Raw genomic sequence first — 20,692 nt, forward strand, 5'->3', positions numbered from 1 at the left:
CCAAGTATCCGTTATTAAGCTCAGGTTGAGACAGAAGACTATTTAAGTTTCTGATGGACCCGATAGCTAACGACAAAGCCAATGTAGAATAGTGCAGCAAGAGTAATCACTGCCGTCGCGTACGCCAGCAGGCTGTTTAACCCTAAACCAAAAGCCAAAGTGAAGGCGATACCATGAATGGCTTCCGCAGGGATTCGGTACCAAGCAGCGTGGACGGAAGATCCGAAGAGGATAAAGGTACTAAGTAAGACAATCGTGCCGCCTATAAAGCCGACCCATCTGCTGTTGTTCATGTTGCAGTCTCAGGGGTTACCTAGGTAACGTAACAAAATATTTCAGGTTCGTATTATACAACCGATCATCGCGAAAAGCGCTAGAGAAATTTCGCGGATAAAACAGAGTGTTTTAATTCGAACAAAAGAATACGACCATAGCCAACTTAATACAGGAATAACAAAACATGTTGAGATTTATACAACGTCGCCGCATTAAGAAAGTGATTAAACTAATGAGTACCAGATTGGTGGTGGGATACGGCAGTCGTGACTACTTTTCGGTTGGTCAGGTAAAGACGAGCACCAGCGAGTTAAGCGCGTGCCAACAAAAAATTGCGTTGGCATTATATGCGGATCCGCAAGATCTTGATTTGGAAAACCAACCAGAGTTGCAAGCAATACGCTCAGACGTGGCGCATGACTTCTTCGCTGGTGTCGATTATACCGCTCAAGATGTGCTTAATTTACTCGGTTCTGGTGGCTGGAAAGGTGGCCGAATGGAAGATGGAATGTCTCATCATTTTGGTATGCACAGTCGCTATTAAAAACATGCGTTAATTTTATAAATTCGATAAATATTTTTGCTGTTAAAGATTAATTAAATTTTCTTTCAATTGGGTAACAATTACCTAATTATGCACCCGAATCCCAGCGCGTCGCTGGACTGGTTGGATTGCATACCATGAAATTAATCATCAAAGGATTGGGGCTGAGTGCTCTTGTGCTCAGCATGTTTGCTCATGCAGATAGCAAAACGTTGAACGTTTATGCATGGGGTGGCTATTTGCCGGAAGCATCGTTAAAAGCGTTTGAAAAACAAGAAGGCATTACGATTAATTATTCGACTTTTGAGAATAATGAATCAATGTACACCAAGCTAAAATTGCTAAAAGGTTCTGGCTACGATGTGGTTTTTGCTTCTGCGTACTTCATTGAAAAAATGGGGCGAGAAGGGCTGCTTTCGAAAATAGATCACGCTCAAGTGCCAAACATGCAAGACACAATGGACGGTTTACTTGGCCAAGCGCACGATCCTAAAAATGATTACTCGCTGCCTTATATTTGGGGCATTACCGGGATCAGCTACAACGAATCCATGGTTGAGCAACCAGTGACCAAATGGGCAGACTTATGGGAGTCTCAATACGAACAACAAGTCATGCTGATTGATGACGTTCGCGATGTGTTCGGTATGGCGCTGAAGAAAAATGGCCATAGCGTGAACACAAAAGACGAAGCAGAAATCGAGCAGGCTTTTGATTCTCTAGTCGCGCTGAAAAACAACGTATTACTGTACAACTCAGATGCGCCGCAAGTCCCTTACGTGTCCGGTGAAACATCGGTCGGCATGCAATGGAACGGCAACGCATTCCAAGGACAGGTTGAAATGCCTGAGCTGAAGTTCGTGATGCCGGAAGAGGGCGCGGTATTGTGGATGGACAACTTCACTATTCCGTCTGGCAGTAAAAACAAAGCATTGGCGCATAAATTTATTAACTTCATGTACCAATCAGAGAACCAAGCGGAAATCGTGACCAGTTTGGGTTATGCGTCGGCAACGAACGCTGGGCGTGACAAATTGCCAGAAGAGTTGAAAAACAACCGTACTATTTTCCCTTCATCAGAAGACTTGAAAAAAGGCGAGTTTATTAATGATGTTGGCGCAGAAACGTTAGCGATTTACGAAAAGTACTGGCAACGTTTAAGAACGCAATAAGCAACGTCTTTGCCTATTGTTAGGCTTAAAATCGTTCAAATTTGGATTCCCCTCATCACGAAAGTGGTGAGGGGAATTTTTTTATAGGTTTTGTACTGCGAGTGTTGCTACGCGGCACGCTTTACGAGGCAGAAGTGCTTTTTACCGCGTTGCAGTAACCAATATTGATCAAACAGTGGGAAGCTTAAACTCGGGTTATCAGCCGCCACTTTTTCACCGTTTACACTGATGGCGTTGTTGCTGATGTGTTCGCGTGCAACACGCTTCGAACTTGCTAAGCCCGACTCAATCAACAGCTCAACCAAATCTTGTTGTGTGCTCTCAATGCTTGGTAAACCATCCAACTCCAACTGTTTTAATTCACCCAAACTCAGTTGTTGCACATTACCGCTGAATAAAGCTTGAGTGATACGCTCGGCACTGGCTAGGCCTTCTTCGCCATGAACAAATCGCGTCATTTCTTCAGCGAGAATACGTTGTGCTTGTGGCTTACCTTGGCTTGCTTGGCCTTGCGCTTCAATGCTGGCAATTTCTTCGCAGCTCAAGAATGTGTAGTAACGCAAGAAGTGGTAAACGTCGGCGTCTTCTGCGCCAAGCCAGAACTGGTAGAACGCGTAAGGAGAGGTTTTGCTAGGATCTAGCCATACTGCACCGCCTTCGGTTTTGCCAAATTTGGTGCCATCGGATTTGGTGATCAGCGGCAGAGTTAAGCCAAATACTTGCTCACCATTTTGACGGCGAGTTAAATCGATCCCGCTGACGATGTTTCCCCATTGGTCATTGCCACCGATTTGCAAACGGCAACCGTATCGACGGTTTAGCTCGGCAAAATCGTACGATTGCAGTAGGGCGTAGCTAAATTCGGTGAAGGAGATACCTTGGTCAGGTCGTTGCAGGCGTTGTTTTACCGATTCTCGGTTGACCATAGTATTGATTGAGAAGTGCTTACCCACATCGCGGAAGAAGTCGATCACATTGATCGCTTTCATCCAGTCAGCGTTGTTTACCATGATCATCGGCTTGGCCAGTTGGTGATTCATCAACTGCTGAATTTGATTAGAAAGATCGTTAACCCAGCCTGAGACGATTTCCTCTGAGTTCAGACTGCGCTCAGTCGCTTTAAAGCTTGGGTCGCCAATCATGCCCGTTGCACCGCCAATCAAGGCAACAGCTTGGTGTCCGGCATCTTGAAAGCGCTTAAGCATAATCAAAGGCACGAGGTGGCCGATATGTAAGCTGCCAGCTGTAGGATCGAAGCCGCAGTAAACGGTTTGTGGCTGTGAGAGAAGTGTCTGAATTTCTTCCAAATCGCTGGCTTGTGCAATCAAGCCGCGATCTTGTATATCTTGCAGTAATGGTGTCGTCATTCTTTTTGTCTGTTTTAGTGGTTGTTACATTCAGACTAAAACGCGACACCTTTTCTCGATATATCCCTTAAGGGACAGTTTTTTATCTTGAATGGAGAATGAGGTGATTGAGGAAAAGCTGGAATAACTCACTCAATGAAGACACATTTAATTGCGAGTAAATTCGCTTTCGATGATTTTTGACCGTGCCTTGAACTAAGTGTAACCGCGCGGCAATTTCTTTGGTGTCAAACCCTTGAGCGAGAAGCGAAGCCACCTCTTGTTCGCGACGGGTGAGTGATTCTACGCCAAACGTTGCTAAAGCTTGCTCAATGGCTAATCGCATACTGCCAGAATAAGCACTCTGTGCAAAAACAGGCTCAGAAAAGGTAAATTCCGTTTGTTTCCAATGCTGCTGACAAAGCGACTGAATTATCGGGAAATAGGGCTTTAGCTTATTGATTTGTTGCTGAGAAAAGTATTTTCCATCATTCATATACCCGAAGTACAGCATGACCCAACGGCCAGATTCAACTTCGACTAGCATGCTCAGTTCGTCTTTCCACCCGGTCTGATGGTAGAACTGTTCGCAGTAGGAAGTAAAATCAACGCCTTTACGCGCCACGTCTTTGAGCGTAAATACGCCTTGTTGCTTTGTCTCGTTTAGTTTGAGAAAAAAAGGGTCATTTTGAAATGAGTCAGTAAGGTAGCGTTGAAAAAGTAACTCTCGCTCGTTCTCAATTGAGTCGTAGAGATAAATAGGATGTTTACCTTCTCGGTAACCTAAAATAACTGCGCAATCAAAATGAAAAAGAGTGCGAATGACACGCATAAGTTTAGGAGTAAAGTTAGGCGTGTTAAGAGCAGAAATTGCTTCTGCTAGCAGATTATTAAAGTTATTGTCAGGCATGGGATACCGAATTGCAGGTGGTTTTGCGCAAGCATAACCAAAAGCAATCCAACGAGAAAGGGAAGTCGCCATCTTCTGGTGACTTCCATAGAGAAAGTTGCGTAAGTGCTCAGTTTTGAGGAATCATATCCCCGTTAACTTATTGATAAGGGTGCATAACAACGGTTTTATTTAAGCGATTAGTTGCTATGCATTACTGCGAGTTAGTGAGCTCTTCGTTAACCCAATATTTAGAACCAGACACGTTAGCATCGATGAGCAAACCTTTAGCGTTCAACTGATAGACGGCGACGCCGCTGTTAAATTGTTTTGAAAGTTGCTCTGAATCTTCGCCCGCAACAGCAGAGGCTTCACTTGTGGCCTCCCATCCTTCGTTGACGAACGTATCAAAGTCTTCTTTGCTCTCAAACAGAACCACTTGTTGGTAAAATTTGCCGCCAGCCCCAAGTGCAACGCCCAAACCAAACATATTCATATAAGTGCGTTCTTCTGTTTCCTTATTCACTGCGACTCCTGACCCTGAGTTGGTGTGAAACAGCAAAGATAATTTACGAGAATCAAAGACCGCGTAGCCGTACGCGTTGTCGTAAATAGCTTTTGCCTCCGGCTTTTCATTAAATAACTTGAGCAAAGCGCTATCTGCCATTAAGTCCACGGCTTGGCGAGCTTCTTCTGGCGTATCGCCTTCCATCAGCTCATCAATTTTTTTGTCGGCAGCATCTATCCATTCTTTGCTTTTCTCGATGCTGGCTTCTGTCCATTCGCCTGCGGTATTGATCGCTTCCTCGGACCAGTTCGTGAAATCTTGCCACGCTTGTTTTGAAAACGCTTTGGTGTCGTCCCAAGCATCTTGTGCAGTATCAGAAACTGCGTCGCCAAGCTCAGACATTTTATTGGAAATTTCATCCCAATCGGCATAAGCAGGGGATGCCAGGAGCATCAATGTAGTAAGGAGTGCGATAGGCTTTTTCATCAAATTCTCTCTGGAGTTATCGATATACCATTCATTTTAGGTCATCAGACTTTGATAATGAAATTGACTAAATGACGAACTTGAGAGAGGAATCACGAACTGATTGTGAAATGACGTGTGAATAACAAAGCCCTCACAAGTGGAGTGTGAGGGCTAGAGTTTATCGTGTGTTACTTGCTGCTAACTTTACCGAGTTTTAACCAAGTATCGATAACCGTATCTGGGTTTAGTGATACAGAGCTAATACCTTGATCCATTAGCCATTCCGCTAAGTCGTCGTGGTCTGATGGGCCTTGACCACAAATACCAACGTATTTGCCTGCTTTTGTTGCCGCATCAATCGCCATCTGAAGCATCACCTTAACCGCTGGGTTGCGCTCATCAAATAGATGTGCAACATCGCCAGAGTCACGATCAAGTCCAAGCGTTAGCTGAGTCATGTCGTTTGAGCCAATCGAGAAGCCATCAAAGTACTTCAAGAACTCATCGGCAAGGACCGCGTTGGATGGCAGTTCGCACATCATGATGACTTTAAGACCCTGATCGCCACGGCGCAGATCAAACTTCGCTAGCAAATCAATCACTGATGCTGCTTCGCTTGGTGTACGAACAAATGGGATCATGATTTCAACGTTTTTCAGACCCATTTCGTTACGAACGCGTTTGATTGCTTGAGTTTCTAGCTCGAAGCAGTCTTCAAACACTGGAGAAATGTAACGAGACGCGCCACGGAAGCCAAGCATTGGGTTTTCTTCATGCGGTTCGTATGCTTTACCGCCAACCAAGTTGCTGTATTCGTTAGACTTAAAGTCAGACATACGAACAATAACGCGTTTCGGCCAAAATGCCGCAGCAATGGTTGCGATACCTTCTGTCAGCTTGCTTACGTAGAAATCGATAGGATCTTTGTAACCACGAATACGCTGAGTGATTTCTGCTTTTAGCTCATCGCTTTGTGCATCAAAGTTAAGTAATGCTTTCGGGTGGATACCAATCATCTTATTGATGATGAATTCAAGACGAGCAAGACCAACACCTTCATTTGGAATTTGTGCGAAGTCAAACGCGCGATCAGGGTTACCCACGTTCATCATCACTTTTGTTGGTAGCAGTGGCAGTTCATCAACAGAAGAGCGTTTTACGTCAAACTCAAGTTCACCTTGGTAAACGTAGCCCGTTTCACCTTCTGAACAAGATACGGTCACGGTTGCGCCATCGGTTAACTTGCTTGTCGCATCGCCACAGCCAACGATTGCAGGAATACCAAGCTCACGAGCGATGATGGCAGCGTGGCAAGTACGGCCACCACGGTTGGTTACGATTGCAGATGCTTTTTTCATCACTGGTTCCCAATCTGGGTCAGTCATGTCTGTAACTAGCACGTCACCTTCTTGGACTAATGACATTTGGTCCAGAGAGTCAACCAAGCGAACCACGCCTTTACCGATGCGCTGACCGATTGCACGACCTTCAACCAAAACATCCGCTTTGTTTTGTAGCTCGTAGCGCTCAATCACGTTTTGTTCCGTTTGTGAACATACGGTTTCAGGACGCGCTTGAACAATGTACAGCTTGCCATCAATGCCATCTTTTGCCCATTCAATGTCCATTGGACGCTGATAGTGCTTTTCGATGATCATTGCTTGTTTTGCGAGCTCTTTGATCTCGTCGTCGTTCAATGAGAACGTGTTGCGCTCTTCATCAGAAGTATCAACGATATCAACTTGTTTGCCGATTTCTTGGTTATCTGAGTAGATCATTTTGATCAACTTAGAACCAAATGTTTTCTTAACGATTGGGTGTTCGCCTGCTTCAAGCATTGGCTTGTGAACGTAGAACTCGTCAGGGTTTACTGCACCTTGAACGACCATCTCGCCTAGACCCCATGAAGAGGTGATGAAGACAACTTGGTCGAAACCCGATTCAGTGTCTAGTGTAAACATAACACCCGACGAGGCTTTATCTGAACGCACCATACGTTGGATACCCGCAGATAGCGAGATGCCACGGTGGTCGAACCCTTGGTGAACGCGGTAAGAAATCGCACGGTCGTTAAATAGAGAAGCGTAAACGTGCTTAGTTGCTTCTAGTACTGCGTCGATGCCTTTCACGTTCAAAAACGTTTCTTGCTGACCAGCAAAAGAAGCATCAGGTAGGTCTTCTGCCGTAGCAGATGAACGAACTGCGACTGAAAGCTCAGGATTGCCTTCGATCAGTTCTTGGTAATTTTCACGAATTTCTTGTTCAAGGTCCGCAGGGAAAGGGGCCTCTAATACCCATTGACGAATGTTTGCACCTGTCTTACGCAGAGCTTCTACATCTTCAACGTCTAGTTCATCGAGTAATTGGTGAATACGCTCATCCAAACCTTCGTGGTCAAGGAATTGGTTAAACGCGTATGAGGTTGTCGCAAAACCATTTGGTACAGAAACGCCTGCGTTTGCTAGGTTAGAAACCATTTCGCCAAGTGAAGCATTCTTACCGCCGACTTTGTCGACATCATCCATGGATAGGCCATTGAACCAGAGGGTGTTCTTTTGCATGTCTTTCTCCAGAAACATTGCAGCTTAGTAGGGGGACTTAAATCGATCTAAACAATCGCATGTTGGCTGTTATTACACGTTGACCATACATTGCTTCATTTAGATTGATATCAAAGGCAAACGATTACGTTCTGGCTGAAAAAAATTCAAAAGAATTTTTAAAGCTGTGGTGAACCTAACTGAAAGCCAAACTGATTTATTAATATTATGTGTACCATCCTACTCAAAAGATTTTGAAAAATTAAACAGAAATGCAAATAAATAACCAAAGTCGTGATGTATTCTATGTTTCTGACGGTACGGCGATAACATGTGAGACATTAGGGCATGTTGTTCTCGGTCAATTTCCGTTCATTCCTAACGAAAAAACCTTTCCGTTTGTAGAAAGCCAGGACAAAGCTATTGACGTAGTCAAAGAAATTGAAACTTCCTACCAGCGCAATGGCGTCAAACCTCTGGTCTTTTTCTCAATTGTCGTTCCAGAAGTACGTGAAATGCTGCTTGAAGCGCCGGCATACAGTTACGATGTGTTGGAGAGTATTGTGCTGAAAGTGCAAGACGACATTCAGATGGCACCAAAGCCTAAGTTGCAGCGTTCTCGCAGCGTGGGGAAAGATTCCGATACCTATTTCGACCGTATTGCGGCCATTGAATATACATTGGCGCATGATGATGGCATTACGCTAAAAGGGTTGGAGCAAGCTGATATCATCTTACTTGGCGTGTCGCGCAGTGGAAAAACGCCGACTAGCTTGTATATGGCGATGCAATTTGGTTTACGTGTTGTGAACTATCCGTTTATTGCGGAAGATGTGAAGATGATGCGTTTGTTACCTGAGTTTGAGATCCATCGTCATAAGTTGTTTGGGCTGACTATTGATCACGAGCGCTTGACTGAAATCCGTGAGAATCGTTTGTCTGGAAGTGATTACGCTAGCACAGAGCAGTGCAAGCTGGAGCTAGACACTGTTGAGGCGTTGTTTAGAAGAGAGGCGATCCCATATATCAATACGTCCTCTCTGTCTGTTGAGGAAATTACTACGCGTATTCTGGAAAAAGCAGGAATGAAGCGTCGCTTGTTTGGCTAACAAGAGACGCTCATGTCGCTATGTGTAAGAGGAGGTAAGGTGTGTACCTCCTCTATCAAATGAACCTTAGACAGAATTAATAGTATTGGAACATCTTTTGGATGTCTTGATAGTTTTTGGTCTGAGTCAGTGACAGCATCAGTAAGATACGTGCTTTTTGCGGGTTCAATGTACCAGCGGCAACAAAGCCATATTTTTCGTCATCAATTTCAGCATCCAAAGTGGTTGAGCCGCTAGGCGTTCGGGAGCTTCTTACAACAACAACGCCATCTTTACTCGCTTTCTCTAGCTCATCAAACACAGTGTGGTACAAGTTACCATTACCGACACCAGCACTTACGATGCCGTCAAACTTCGCATCCACAAAGGCTTTCACTGGCAAATTGGAGGCATTTGCATAGTTATAAACAATACCGACCTTAGGCAACTTAGTAAGCTTTGATACATCGAATGGGGTTTCTGTCGTATGTTTACGCTCTGGGCTTCGTTGATATTTGGCATCGCTATTATGAATGTAGCCGATAGCACCAAAGTTGGGTGACTGGAAAGTGCTGACGGAGGTTGTATTGGTTTTTGTCACATCTCGCGCATCGAAAATCGTGTCATTTATTGCGACTAGCACGCCACGTCCTTCTGAATCTTCATCGGTGGCTGTTACGACTGCATTGTATAAGTTGACTGGTCCATCAGCACTCATTGCGGTGGAAGGACGCATTGCACCGACGATCACGACAGGCTTTTTGCTCTTGACGGTCAGATCAAGGAAGTAAGCGGTTTCCTCTAACGTATCCGTACCATGAGTAATGACGATGCCGTCAACATCATCTTGAGCGAGTAGCTCATTAACTCTTTTCGATAATTTTAGCCACACTTCATCATTCATATCTTGTGAACCGATACTGACCACTTGCTCTCCAGAAATATCGGCAATCTTGGTCATACTCGGCACCGCAGAAATCAATGATTCAACGCCGACTTTACCTGCTGTGTAGTTTGATTCTGTTGCAGATTGACCTGCGCCTGCTATGGTGCCGCCAGTGGCAAGAATTTTAATGTTCGGAAGATCGGATTGCGCGAAAGACAAAGAACTAAGGCACAAACCAAGGGTTATCGTACTGAGGCGGAAAAGATTTTTCGTCATGGGAATCACCTGCTGTTAGGTTGGATGTTGGGGAACTCATCTATCCTAAAAACAGCGGGTTAGATTTTTTGAGTACTAGTTCAACAAATTGCAGATGAAGATCGTGATCAACTAATCACTTAAAGAATATCAAATCAACCAGTTAACCTAATTGACGTGCTTCTTTAACAAGTGAGATGTGCTAGTAACGTGCACAACGTGTTAAGTCCTATAATTTATTGATTTATAAATAAAGGAGGTAGGAGTCTCGTGATGAGGTTATTAAACATGAATTCAGCCGTGCAATTTTCCAAAGTTTACAGTGTAAAAAAAAGCGGCTTTACCCCGGAACAGATAAAAGCCGCTTGCCAATGATGTGTTAATTCACATCTTATCGCATAATCATTTGTTCACGACCAGGACCCACAGACACCATTTTTACTGGTACGCCCATGAGTTCCTCAATGCGTAGAACGTATTTCTGTGCTGCTACTGGAAGCTCTTCAAACTTACGACAACCTGTGATGTCCTCGCTCCAGCTTTCCATCTTCTCGTAGATTGGCGCAAGAGAGGCAGTTTGAGGCCAGATTGGGTTTTTGCTGTGGTCGCCTTCGTAGCCAACACAGATTTTCAGATCGTTAAGGCCAGTCAAACAGTCTACTTTCGTTAGTGCAATTTCAGTTGCGGCTTGCAGTTCAACGCCATTCTTCGTAGCGACTGCGTCGAAGTAGCCCATGTCGCGTGGACGACCCGTAGTTGCACCGAACTCGCCAGCAAGTTCGCGGAAAGCGTCTTGCTCTTCCATTGCAGTGATCAACGTACCAGTACCTACTGATGAGCTGAATGCTTTTGCAACCGCAATAACGCGTTCAGGACGAAGTGCCGGAAGGCCACTACCGATACCCGCGTACATTGATACAACGTTAGAAGATGTTGTCCAAGGGTACTCACCGTAAACAAGGTCACGACCCGCGCCAAGCTGCGCTTCGAACAATAGAGTTTTGTCTTTCGCTTGTAGTTCTTTTAGAGGAAGCGTTACGTTGCAAATTGAATCGCGCCAAGGTGCAGAGACTTCTAGCAGCCAGTTCGCCAGTTCTTCAGCGGTTTGTTCAAACTCGAACGTCGGGTAAAGTGCACGCAGTTGCGGCAGTTTCCAATCCATCATGAATTGAAGGCGTTCAACCAATACTTCTGGTTGCTTCAACCAACCAACTAGGATGCCTTTCTTCATTACGCGGTCACCATACGCAGGTGCAATACCTTGACGAGTTGAACCGTATGCTTTGTCGCCTAAACGTTGTTCTTCTAGCGTATCTTCTAGTGCGTGTAGAGGTAGACACAGTGTTGCGCGATCAGAGATGCACATATTCACTTTTACGCCCGCTTCTTCAACTTCCGCAATCTCCTGAGACAGCAACGCAGGGCTGATGACCATACCCGGACCTAACACTGCCAAACAGTCTGGGTTGAATACGCCACTTGGTAGCTGGTGCAGCTTAAACGTACCTAGATCGTTAACCACGGTGTGACCCGCGTTGTTACCACCTTGGAAACGAATGCTCGCAGAAGCTTGCTCTGCCAAAAAGTCAACGATGCGGCCTTTGCCTTCATCACCCCAGTTTGCACCCACAACAACGATAGACGACATAATTTAATCTCCAAAAACAGATGCAAAAATCTTAAGACGTTCGCCATAATAAGAGAAATTAATTATACTCATTAACTTGATAAGAATCTCATATCGGAATTGGCAATGTTAGATTTGAACTGGCTGCGAACCTTCGTCACTCTTGCAGAGGTAAAACACTTTGGTAAAACAGCGACGGAACTGCACATGACGCAGCCGAACGTAAGTTTGCATATCAAGCAGTTGGAGCAAGCCACGCGCACGAAATTGATTGAGCGAAATCCCGTGCAGTTGACGCAAGCGGGGAAGCGTTTGTTAGCTACGGCGCAGCGGATGCTCAATGAGCTGCAAATTTGTCAGTCAGATCTCAATGCCATCAACGATCTTACGCAGGGGACGCTTTCTATTGCGGCGAGCGATATTGTTTCACGTTTACTGCTTATCAAACCATTTCAGCAATTCAAAAGTGAATATCCGGGGATCGACTTGGCATTGTTCAACACCACATCTTCTCAAGCGGTGGATTTGGTGAAAAGTGCGCGTGCCGATATCGGCTTTGTTATCGCACAAAAAGAGAGTCAACCGCTGCATTTCACGCCTCTCACGCAAATTCACTGGTGTGCGTTTGGCGATAACATTTTTGAGTGGCAAGACAATCGAAAAGAGAGCCAGACGCTAATCCTGCTAGGGCACGATACTCGAACCCGAGAGCTGATTGATGCGTCTTTACCTGAGCTAAATCTGCCTAAGCATCGCGTGATGGAAGTGGGCAGTGTAGAAGCACAAATCGACTGGGCGGAAGCGGGGTTTGGGACTGCTATTGTGCCGGATTTCTCGCTCGATCCGAGATTAAAGCTTTCTCGTGAAGTTACGCCTTTGCCAAGTTTTCCAAACACTGATTTCGGCTACATCGTGCGTCAAAATCAGGTGTTATCCAAAGCGGCAAAACAGTTGTTGGCTTGGGTTGGCGAGAATGTGTCGGTGGTTGAGGGCTAAGACGATGAAAGAAAAGGCCATGAAAGAGACGAAGATTACGATTTCGCTCCCATCCTTGATTCACCGTATTGGGGGCGACCATGCCAAGCGAGCGAAAACACTCGCAGCAGAAAAACAGTGCGATCTTAAGCGAATTAGACGATCTCGTCACTGGCAAATCTCGGGCGAGGCTTTGGATGTAAAAGCGTTTTTAGAGCATCTCAAAAACGAAGAAGCAGAGACGATGCGATTTGCGATCAACAAAATCGAACAAGCTCTACTTGCTCACCAAGACAAATTGGAACCTTTGGACGTGAAGTTGATACGTTTGGTGAGACAAAACCCAAACATCACCTTAGCGGAGCTGATGGCTGAAACGAACTGCACGTTAGTTCAAGCTCGCACGGCACGATTTGATGCTGAGTTGCTTTAAGATCGGTTTGTGGTTTACTCACTTTATTAACAGATGTTAGGGTACCGATCAAAATCACTCACTAAGACCATTTTATTATGGATATTTGGCAGCTTCTCCTTTTTATTCCTGCTTGCTTTGCTCTAAATATGGCTCCAGGCCCAAACAATTTATTGGCAATGAATAATGCTCGTTGTTACGGCTTTAGGGCCGCGTTTACGGCCAGTTTAGGTAGAATTGCTGCTTTTTCAGCGATGATTGCGTTGTCTGCATCAGGTCTGGCTGTGATTTTGTATACGTCAGAAATGCTATTTTTGGCAATAAAGCTGGTAGGGGCGCTGTATCTACTGTGGATTGCGTTTAACCTTTGGCGCTCAGAGTCCAGCCCGATCTCTGACTTAGACAATTCGCGCAACTACGCAGGACTTGCGAAGCAAGAATTTACGCTTGCTGCTGGCAACCCGAAAGCGATTCTTATTTTTACTGCATTCTTGCCGCAATTTGTTGATGCCAGTGCCAACGTTCAAGAGCAGTTTTTTGCCCTTGGCTCGACGTTTTTGATATTAGAAATGGTCGCCATTTCAATTTATGCCATCTTTGGTTTGTACTTGAGACACTGGTTTTCAAATCCAAAAATGGCGAAACGTTTCAATCGCGGATGTTCGTTGTTTTTAGCCGCATCAGGTGCGAATTTGCTACTAAGTAAGCAATAACAACACATCATCTCTGTAGATTATTTTTCTATAAAAAGCCGCTGATGTTACATCAGCGGCTCTTTTCGTTGATGCATCGATTAATTTATTGTTACCACATCAAATCGTCAGGCACGACGAAATCTGCGTATGGATCGTCTTCTGCTGGAATGTCAGATTCTGCTTCTTTTTGTTCGATGATGACGGACTCATCACGTTGAGCAATTTTATTCGCTACTCCACGTGGAATGACAACATAGCTTTCACCAACAATTGCGATTGCCAAAATACCTTTGATCAACTGCTCGCGGATAAGTGAATCTACATAAAGAGATTTCACTAGCGTACCGTGAGTGAAGTTGTATTTGATGTCGCCATCTTTTAAGTCGATCTTGTTCATCTCAATCAATTGATTGATCTGCGCTTTGATCTCTTTGTTTAATCGCTCAGCATTTTGCTGCTCGCTCAATTGTTTATCACGCTCTAACTGTTGGCGTTTATTCTCTTCAACCGCCGCTTTTACTTCGCGTGCTTGAACGCGTGATTTTTTAGAGCCTTTCTTCGCTTTCTTTAGTTTCTTTTCATTAACTAAGCCAGCTTTCAGCATTTGTTCTTGAAGGGTAAGTTTTGCCATGTTTTATCCAGTTAGTGCGCAATTTTGGGCATTTTACCCACTATTGCCACTTGTAGTAAATAATAGTGCTTTCTATGGGTCTAAAATGTTTGGTTGGCTTGTTATCTCTTTAATGGAAAGTGCAAAGCGGACCTTCTCCAAAGCCCGCGAGCATTACTGAAATCTAGGTGGGTTATGGCTGCCACTGTTTAGATGTGACGAGGTTATCTATCACTTTGTTTACCGCTTGATGCGCTTTGTCGACAATGGTGTCTATATCGTTGCGATTCGCGATAAGCGGTGGAGCAAAACCGAGGATGTCACCATGTGGCATAGCGCGAGCGATTAAGCCTTGCTCTAAACAGGCCGCCGCGATTTGCGGGCCTACTTTCAAGTTTGGATCAAAGTGTGCTCGGCGAAGCTTGTCTGAAGAAAACTCCAACGCATGCAACAAGCCAACGCCACGAGTATCACCGACTAATGGATGATCGTTAAACGTCTCTGCCATACGTTGCTGCAAGTAAGCGCCGACTTCGGCCGCGTTTTGCACTAAGCCTTCACGTTCAATGATATCGAGGTTGCAGTTCGCGGCTGCCGCTCCCATTGGGTGACCAGAGTAGGTATAACCGTGTCCGATAGCGCCCCATTGGTCGGTGCCGTTTTCTAGCACACTCCAAACTCGTTCACCGACGATCACGCCAGACAGCGGTTGATACGCTGAGGTTAACCCTTTCGCTACCGTGATGAGATCTGGTTTCATGTCGTAGTGGAGTGAGCCAAAATCGGAGCCGAGGCGACCAAAGCCACACACCACTTCATCCGCAATCAAGAGTACGTCGTATTTGTCGAGTACTTTGCGAATCGCCTGCCAGTACCCTGCTGGTGGTGGCACAATACCGCCAGTACCGAGCACTGGTTCCGCAATCATTGCTGCCACCGTTTCTGGGCCTTCTTCCAAGATCATCGTTTCGAGTTGAACTGCGCAATATTGAGAGAATTCAAGCTCAGACATACTCTCGTCTTCACGGCGATAATAATATGGCGCGATGGTGTGTTTGATACGCTCAAGTGGTAAATCAAAATGGGCGTGGAACAGCGGTAAACCTGTCATTGAACCGGACGCGATACTTGAACCATGGTAGCCGCGGTCACGCGAAATGATTTTTTTCTTCTCTGGTAGACCACGAGCATTGTTGTAATACCACACCAACTTAAGTTGAGTTTCGTTCGCGTCGCTGCCTGACATGCCGTAGTAAACTTTGCTCATGCCTTCAGGTGCCATTTTGATGATGCGATCTGACAGTGTCACGAGCGCTTCGTTCGTATGACCGACGTAAGTGTGGTAGTACGCCAGTTCTTTAGCTTGCTCATAAATCGCATCGGCCATTTCGGTCCTGCCATAGCCAATGTTTACACAATACAACCCGGCAAAGCCGTCTATCAGCTCGATGCCTTCTGAATCGGTGATGCGTATTCCGTTTCCGCTCGAGATAATTCTTCCCGAAAGCTCCCCGGCCGAATACTGCTTCAGGTGGGTTGAGGCATGAAATACTCTCTGACGATCGATCTCTAAAAGTTGTTGGGTTTTGTTACTCATGATCCTTCTCCTCGAATAATTGGATATCCATATTTCGTGTCTCAACTGCCACTGACGGTTGGTAAAGCGCCTAAGCAGCAGTATTTGATTTCGCTGTATTCTTCAAATCCGTGACGGCTTCCTTCTCGTCCAAGACCAGACTGTTTCACGCCGCCGAATGGGATAGGGTGCCCTGTCATTTTGACGGAGTTCACGCTCACCATGCCAAACTCCAAACCGCGCATGCAGTGCCAAATTTGGTGAATATCGTGACCATAAACATAGGCAGCTAAGCCGTATTCAGTGTCGTTGCTCATTTCAATCACGGTATCTAAGTCTTGGTAAGGCAATACGCCTGCCACAGGACAAAAATTCTCTTCGCGATACACCGCCATTTCAGGGGTTACATCGGCTAGCAATGTCGGCGCGAAGAAGTTTTCGCCTGGTACGGGCTGGTGGTATCCCGCTACCAATCGCGCGCCTTTGTCGAGCGCGTCACGCACCAAATCATGCGCTTTATCCACCGCAGTGCGATTAATAAGTGGTCCCATGGTGGTTTTTTCGTCTAAGCCATTGCCCAAAACGATGTGGCTCATTTCTTTGGCAAACGCTTCCAAAAACGCTTCGTACTTATCGTCAGGGACGAAAATACGGTTTGCGGCCAAGCAGTCTTGTCCTGCGGTTTGAAACTTCGCATCCACGGCGGCTTTGGCTGCTTGCTCGACATCCATATCTGGCAGCACGATGAAAGGGGCGTTACCACCGAGCTCCATACTGCACTTCTTCACGGTTTGTGCCGCGTCGCGTAGCAACAGTTTGCCTACTCGAGTTGAGCCTGTGAACGAGAGCGCTTTGACTTTATCGGAGTGGCACAAGGTTTGTGACACCATCACCGCATCGCCAGTGATCACGTTAAATACACCAGGTGGAAAGCCAGCTCGGTCTGCTAACTCTGCCAACGCTAACGCAGAAAAAGGCGTTTCACTGGCGGGCTTAATGAGCACCGGACAGCCTATTGCTAGTGCGGCTGCGGCTTTGCGTGTGATCATGGCATTAGGAAAGTTCCATGGCGTAATCAGTGCTGCGACACCAATTGGCTCGCGCACCGTTGATAGCTGCGCATTCGGAATATGACTTGGGATGGTTTCGCCATAACAGCGGCGTGCTTCTTCGGCAAACCAACGAACAAAGGATGCGCCGTAGTCAATCTCACCTACAGCATCACCTAGTGTTTTTCCTTGCTCCATTACCATCAAATGAGCAAGATCTTGCTTTGATTCTAGAATCAGGTCGTACCAACGCATGAGAATTTCAGCGCGTTCTTCTGCTTGCATTTTTCGCCATTGACGAAAGGCTTGGTCGGCTTCATCAATCGCTTGATAGAGTTGTTGCTGAGATAGCTTAGTGATGTAACCGATGACCGTGCCATCTGCTGGATTATCCACCGGATGAAATTGATCACCACTTACCCATTTGCCATTCACGTACGCTAAACCTCTCACCAAACGTACGTCTTTCATTATCGCCATCATGTCGTGCGAGGCTTTTAATTCTTCAGCGTGTAAGCTGTGCAGTGCTGCCATGAGTCCTTCTCCCAGCATCGTTGTCCATAATGAAACTGTAATGGAGAAGTGACCGAAATAATTTCTGATACCGAGGTTTAAAACGTCAGAACTTTCTTTTTAGTGCCGTTAAATATGGTGTTTTTTCTGTTCACGCCTGATACGCATTTTCCCTTTTATAACAAAGCGTTTTGGTTTACTTCGAATGTGCCCGCATCACGTTTGATTGTTTTTGTCACAATGTAAGTAAAGTAGCGCTCAATGCCCACATCTGAGTCTAACCAGTTGTCGATAAGCCGCTGATATTGGTCGATATCTTCTGACTGAATTTTAAGGATGTAATCGATACCACCGCCCGTGGCATAGCAATCAGTGACTTCTGGTGAATGTTGAACCAGTTGCTCGAAGCGTTTGAACGCTTGGGCGTTGTGTTCTTTGAGCGTAACTTCAACCATAACCGACGTTCGTTTGAACAAAATATCGGTATTTACTTTTGCTCCGTAACCTTCAATGATGCCTGCTTCTTCCAGTTTTTTGACGCGCTCCCAGCAAGGGCTCACGGATAGGTTGATGGCCTCGGCAAGGTGAGATTTGGTGATACGACCATTATCATGAAGTATTTGTAGAATTTTTACGTCGTAGCGATCGAGGCGCATAATGAGTCTCCCTGTAGAATACTAATCATTTCATGAAAGGCTGATGACTGGTCGTTGTTATAAGGTGCTTTCCAGTTTGCTTCTGGTATGCCATTTGTTTTGATTTCTTTAGTTGGCTTTTCAATCAGCCTATCTCGCCGCAGTCTTCGGCTATAACTGCGATAGTGTCACCGATATTCACCATAGCAGGAAAACGACGTGCCGCGAAAATACCATTGCGCTGTGACTTGTACTCAACGGGGGCGGTACCTGTGCGCTCGGTCGAGAAGATTCTCACTAATACATCGCCCTTTTTGACGGTATCGCCAAGATCAAATAAGTATTCTGTGATGCCGTGGTGTTGGCTTTGCACATAACAACTTGCATCAGGCATATCTAATAACTTAGTTGGTTGGGTTGGTTGTTCGTAGTCACCGGGCAAGTTGCCTGAGAAGCGTAAGAAGTTGCGAATGCCACGGTCGGAATAAGCGATGGTTTCTGGAGTGCTGGTTCCGCCTCCTCTTAGTTCGGTGGTAACAAAGATTTTTCCCTGAGACTCCACGGCAGTGTCATACAGGCTGGTGGCGTCCATTTCGAGCAAGATCATGGTGTAAGGCGCGCCAAACAGTTTTGCACCTAATATGCAGGCTTCTTCTTGATCGAGATTGTTGAGACGATGGGCAGCGGCGAACGGAACGATATCTAACGTTTTACCACCTGAGTGAATGTCTAACGCAAAATCGCACTTAGGAACTAGGTAACGAGTAAAATAATCCGCAATTTTCTCGGTCACTGTGCCTATGGGGTTGCCGGGAAAGCTGCGATTTAAATTCCCTTTATCGATAAACGACGTACGTGAGGCATTTTGTACCGCAGGTAAGTTCATCATGGGTACAATAATGACACGACCTTGGATTTGATCTGCCTGAAGCGAGTTCGTCAATTTTAGCAGGCTGGTGATGCCTTCGTATTCGTCTCCGTGATTACCGCCAGTAAGCAGTGCGGTTGGTCCGTGACCATTTTTGATCACGGTGATAGGTATCATAATACTTCCCCAAGCGGAGTCGTCATGTGAATAGGGCAGCGTTAAAAAGCCGTGCTGTACACCTTCTCGGTCAAAGTCTATGGTGGCTGTGATCGAGCTTTTTTGCATATCAAGTCCTTTTAGTTCTCAGACCTAGCTCAACAGAGCTTGAGGTTTGAAAAATTAGTGTTTAACAAATAAGTGGCGTGGAAAGTCGCACAGCGTTTTTGCTCCATCATGGGTAATGACGATACTTTCCGTTGTTTCTAACCCCCAATCTTTGAACCACAGCCCCGGCATAAAATGGAATGTCATGCCTTCTCTCAAGATGGTTTTATCGGTGTCTCGCAAACTCATGGTTCGTTCCCCCCAATCTGGCGGGTAGCTCAAACCTATTGGATAGCCACAACGGGCGCCTTCGCGTGAGAATCCCGCTTTATCGAGAACCTGGTTTAGTGCATTGGCGATGTCGGCGCAGGTATTTCCGGGCTTTGCCACTTTTAGGCCTGCTTCAAGTCCTAAAGTTAGGGCTTCGTCGGCTCGTTTGAACTTGTCGTCAGGCTCGCCAAGAAAAATAGTGCGTGAGAGTGGGCAATGGTAACGGCGGTGCGCCCCTGCGATTTCAAAAAACGTCCCTTCACCTTTCTTGAAGGGTCTGTCATCCCAAGTCAGGTGAGGTGCGGAAGCATCAGAACCTGATGGCAAAAGCGGCACAATCGCGGTGTAATCGCCAAAGTGGTCTTCATGCCCGAGCACGGCTTGGCGGTTAATCTCGGCAACAAGGTGGTGTTTCGGTAATCCTGGTTCAATCATGTCGAACGCGACGCGGTGCATATTTTCAACAATGCGAGCGGCACGGTACATGTACGCCAGTTCTTGATCGGATTTAACGGCGCGGCACCAGTTGACTAGTCCAGTTGCATCGAGAAGTTGAGCATTCGGTAGGTGCGTAGTGAGTGATTCGTAAGCGGTGGCGCTAAAGTAATAGTTATCTTTTTCTACGCCGATGCGACCACGATCCCAAAGGCGCGGAGCCAGTACGGCTTCGACCAGGAAATCCATCGGGTGTAGCGGCGGATTCATTACATAATGGTCTGGATAGTAGGTGATGTTTTCTGCCGACATATACGCAGTCCTGTATGCTCCGTTGGCATCTTGGCAGCGTCCAAACCAAACGGGTTCATCAGATGGACCAACAACGACACATTGTGGCACGTAAAAAGACCACCCATCATAGCCTGTCAGCCACGCCATGTTAGAAGGGTCATGAATGATAAGGACATCCAATTCTCTTTCTTCCATCGATTGCCGAACTTTCGTTAACCGATCCTGGAACTCATCCAGTGTAAAATGCAAAGCAACGCCTCTCATATTTTCTCCTTGTTAGAAATCCGACGCCTTATGGGCCTTCGGAGACGCTGAGGTATTTCTACCTTCTACCAGCTAGCCAGATCTGCGTTAAAAATGATTGCAATTTACCTCTGGGGTTGTATTTGGATTTAACGATGCTGTTTAACATGTTTGTTTAACCCATACATTTCATGTCAATCATTACAATTGTGGTTTATTTTTGTGCATTTCACCTCGTTTTGTGAGTTAAAGTT

The 20,692-nt window shown here is 45.8% G+C and carries 19 protein-coding genes; 6 read left to right on the top strand and 13 right to left on the bottom strand.

What is annotated here, in order from left to right:
• Positions 1-38 precede the first annotated feature (38 nt).
• Complete coding sequence (locus R8N46_RS04965; protein ID WP_005387084.1) at positions 39-293, bottom strand: hypothetical protein; 255 nt, start codon at positions 291-293, stop codon at positions 39-41.
• Positions 294-460: 167 nt separating this feature from the next.
• On the opposite strand from R8N46_RS04965, the gene R8N46_RS04970 reads away from it, so the two are divergent.
• Positions 461-820, top strand: coding sequence for a DUF6559 family protein (locus R8N46_RS04970; RefSeq protein ID WP_054865478.1), 360 nt, complete (start codon positions 461-463; stop codon positions 818-820).
• Positions 821-957: 137 nt separating this feature from the next.
• Positions 958-1,992 (top strand): ABC transporter substrate-binding protein, encoded by a 1,035-nt coding sequence (locus R8N46_RS04975; protein WP_054730624.1) that lies wholly within the window; start codon positions 958-960, stop codon positions 1,990-1,992.
• A gap of 107 nt (positions 1,993-2,099) precedes the next feature.
• Here R8N46_RS04975 and tyrS read toward each other — a convergent pair whose 3' ends face one another.
• The 4 genes from tyrS to ppsA all read right to left on the bottom strand — a co-directional run bounded on the left by tyrS (position 2,100) and on the right by ppsA (position 7,764).
• Positions 2,100-3,359, bottom strand: a complete 1,260-nt coding sequence (gene tyrS / locus R8N46_RS04980; protein ID WP_318098362.1) for a tyrosine--tRNA ligase — start codon at positions 3,357-3,359, stop codon at positions 2,100-2,102.
• A gap of 82 nt (positions 3,360-3,441) precedes the next feature.
• Complete coding sequence (locus R8N46_RS04985) at positions 3,442-4,248, bottom strand: response regulator transcription factor (RefSeq protein ID WP_025767978.1); 807 nt, start codon at positions 4,246-4,248, stop codon at positions 3,442-3,444.
• Between the two features lie 193 nt (positions 4,249-4,441).
• Complete coding sequence (locus tag R8N46_RS04990; RefSeq protein WP_005373824.1) at positions 4,442-5,221, bottom strand: hypothetical protein; 780 nt, start codon at positions 5,219-5,221, stop codon at positions 4,442-4,444.
• Between the two features lie 170 nt (positions 5,222-5,391).
• Entirely contained in the window at positions 5,392-7,764 is a 2,373-nt protein-coding gene (ppsA, locus tag R8N46_RS04995; RefSeq protein WP_005373822.1) for a phosphoenolpyruvate synthase, read from the bottom strand.
• A 251-nt stretch (positions 7,765-8,015) separates the two neighbouring features.
• Between ppsA and R8N46_RS05000 the strand changes: the two genes are divergently transcribed.
• The gene (locus tag R8N46_RS05000; RefSeq protein WP_213972247.1) at positions 8,016-8,852 is read left to right on the top strand and encodes a pyruvate, water dikinase regulatory protein; all 837 of its coding nucleotides are present in this window, start codon (positions 8,016-8,018) and stop codon (positions 8,850-8,852) included.
• 76 nt (positions 8,853-8,928) lie between these two features.
• Here R8N46_RS05000 and ansB read toward each other — a convergent pair whose 3' ends face one another.
• On the bottom strand, positions 8,929-9,993 hold the full coding sequence (gene ansB, locus R8N46_RS05005) for an L-asparaginase 2 (RefSeq protein WP_318098360.1): 1,065 nt from the start codon (positions 9,991-9,993) through the stop codon (positions 8,929-8,931).
• A 370-nt stretch (positions 9,994-10,363) separates the two neighbouring features.
• Positions 10,364-11,620 (bottom strand): adenylosuccinate synthase, encoded by a 1,257-nt coding sequence (locus tag R8N46_RS05010; protein ID WP_005387066.1) that lies wholly within the window; start codon positions 11,618-11,620, stop codon positions 10,364-10,366.
• A 105-nt stretch (positions 11,621-11,725) separates the two neighbouring features.
• Between R8N46_RS05010 and R8N46_RS05015 the strand changes: the two genes are divergently transcribed.
• The 3 genes from R8N46_RS05015 (at position 11,726) to R8N46_RS05025 (ending at position 13,699) form a co-directional block, all read left to right on the top strand.
• Positions 11,726-12,595, top strand: coding sequence for a LysR family transcriptional regulator (locus tag R8N46_RS05015; protein ID WP_005373812.1), 870 nt, complete (start codon positions 11,726-11,728; stop codon positions 12,593-12,595).
• Between the two features lie 19 nt (positions 12,596-12,614).
• Positions 12,615-13,007, top strand: coding sequence for a ribosome recycling factor family protein (locus R8N46_RS05020; protein ID WP_017819813.1), 393 nt, complete (start codon positions 12,615-12,617; stop codon positions 13,005-13,007).
• Between the two features lie 77 nt (positions 13,008-13,084).
• Positions 13,085-13,699: a LysE family translocator gene (locus R8N46_RS05025; protein ID WP_031781094.1), complete on the top strand. Its 615-nt coding sequence runs from the start codon at positions 13,085-13,087 to the stop codon at positions 13,697-13,699.
• A gap of 91 nt (positions 13,700-13,790) precedes the next feature.
• Here R8N46_RS05025 and R8N46_RS05030 read toward each other — a convergent pair whose 3' ends face one another.
• The 6 genes from R8N46_RS05030 to doeA all read right to left on the bottom strand — a co-directional run bounded on the left by R8N46_RS05030 (position 13,791) and on the right by doeA (position 20,459).
• Positions 13,791-14,312 (bottom strand): DUF2058 domain-containing protein, encoded by a 522-nt coding sequence (locus R8N46_RS05030; protein ID WP_053307193.1) that lies wholly within the window; start codon positions 14,310-14,312, stop codon positions 13,791-13,793.
• 172 nt (positions 14,313-14,484) lie between these two features.
• Complete coding sequence (locus R8N46_RS05035; RefSeq protein WP_213972246.1) at positions 14,485-15,888, bottom strand: aspartate aminotransferase family protein; 1,404 nt, start codon at positions 15,886-15,888, stop codon at positions 14,485-14,487.
• Positions 15,889-15,929: 41 nt separating this feature from the next.
• Positions 15,930-17,450 (bottom strand): NAD-dependent succinate-semialdehyde dehydrogenase, encoded by a 1,521-nt coding sequence (locus R8N46_RS05040; protein WP_213885428.1) that lies wholly within the window; start codon positions 17,448-17,450, stop codon positions 15,930-15,932.
• Positions 17,451-17,605: 155 nt separating this feature from the next.
• Positions 17,606-18,085, bottom strand: coding sequence for an Lrp/AsnC family transcriptional regulator (locus R8N46_RS05045; protein WP_005387046.1), 480 nt, complete (start codon positions 18,083-18,085; stop codon positions 17,606-17,608).
• Positions 18,086-18,209: 124 nt separating this feature from the next.
• Entirely contained in the window at positions 18,210-19,217 is a 1,008-nt protein-coding gene (gene doeB, locus R8N46_RS05050; protein WP_115386511.1) for a N(2)-acetyl-L-2,4-diaminobutanoate deacetylase DoeB, read from the bottom strand.
• A 54-nt stretch (positions 19,218-19,271) separates the two neighbouring features.
• A complete protein-coding gene (gene doeA, locus R8N46_RS05055) occupies positions 19,272-20,459 on the bottom strand; it encodes an ectoine hydrolase DoeA (protein WP_005373780.1) in 1,188 nt (395 codons plus the stop codon).
• Positions 20,460-20,692: the final 233 nt, after the last annotated feature.

This window comes from Vibrio sp. 1874 (genome assembly GCF_033344395.1).
Classification (GTDB): domain Bacteria; phylum Pseudomonadota; class Gammaproteobacteria; order Enterobacterales; family Vibrionaceae; genus Vibrio; species Vibrio alginolyticus.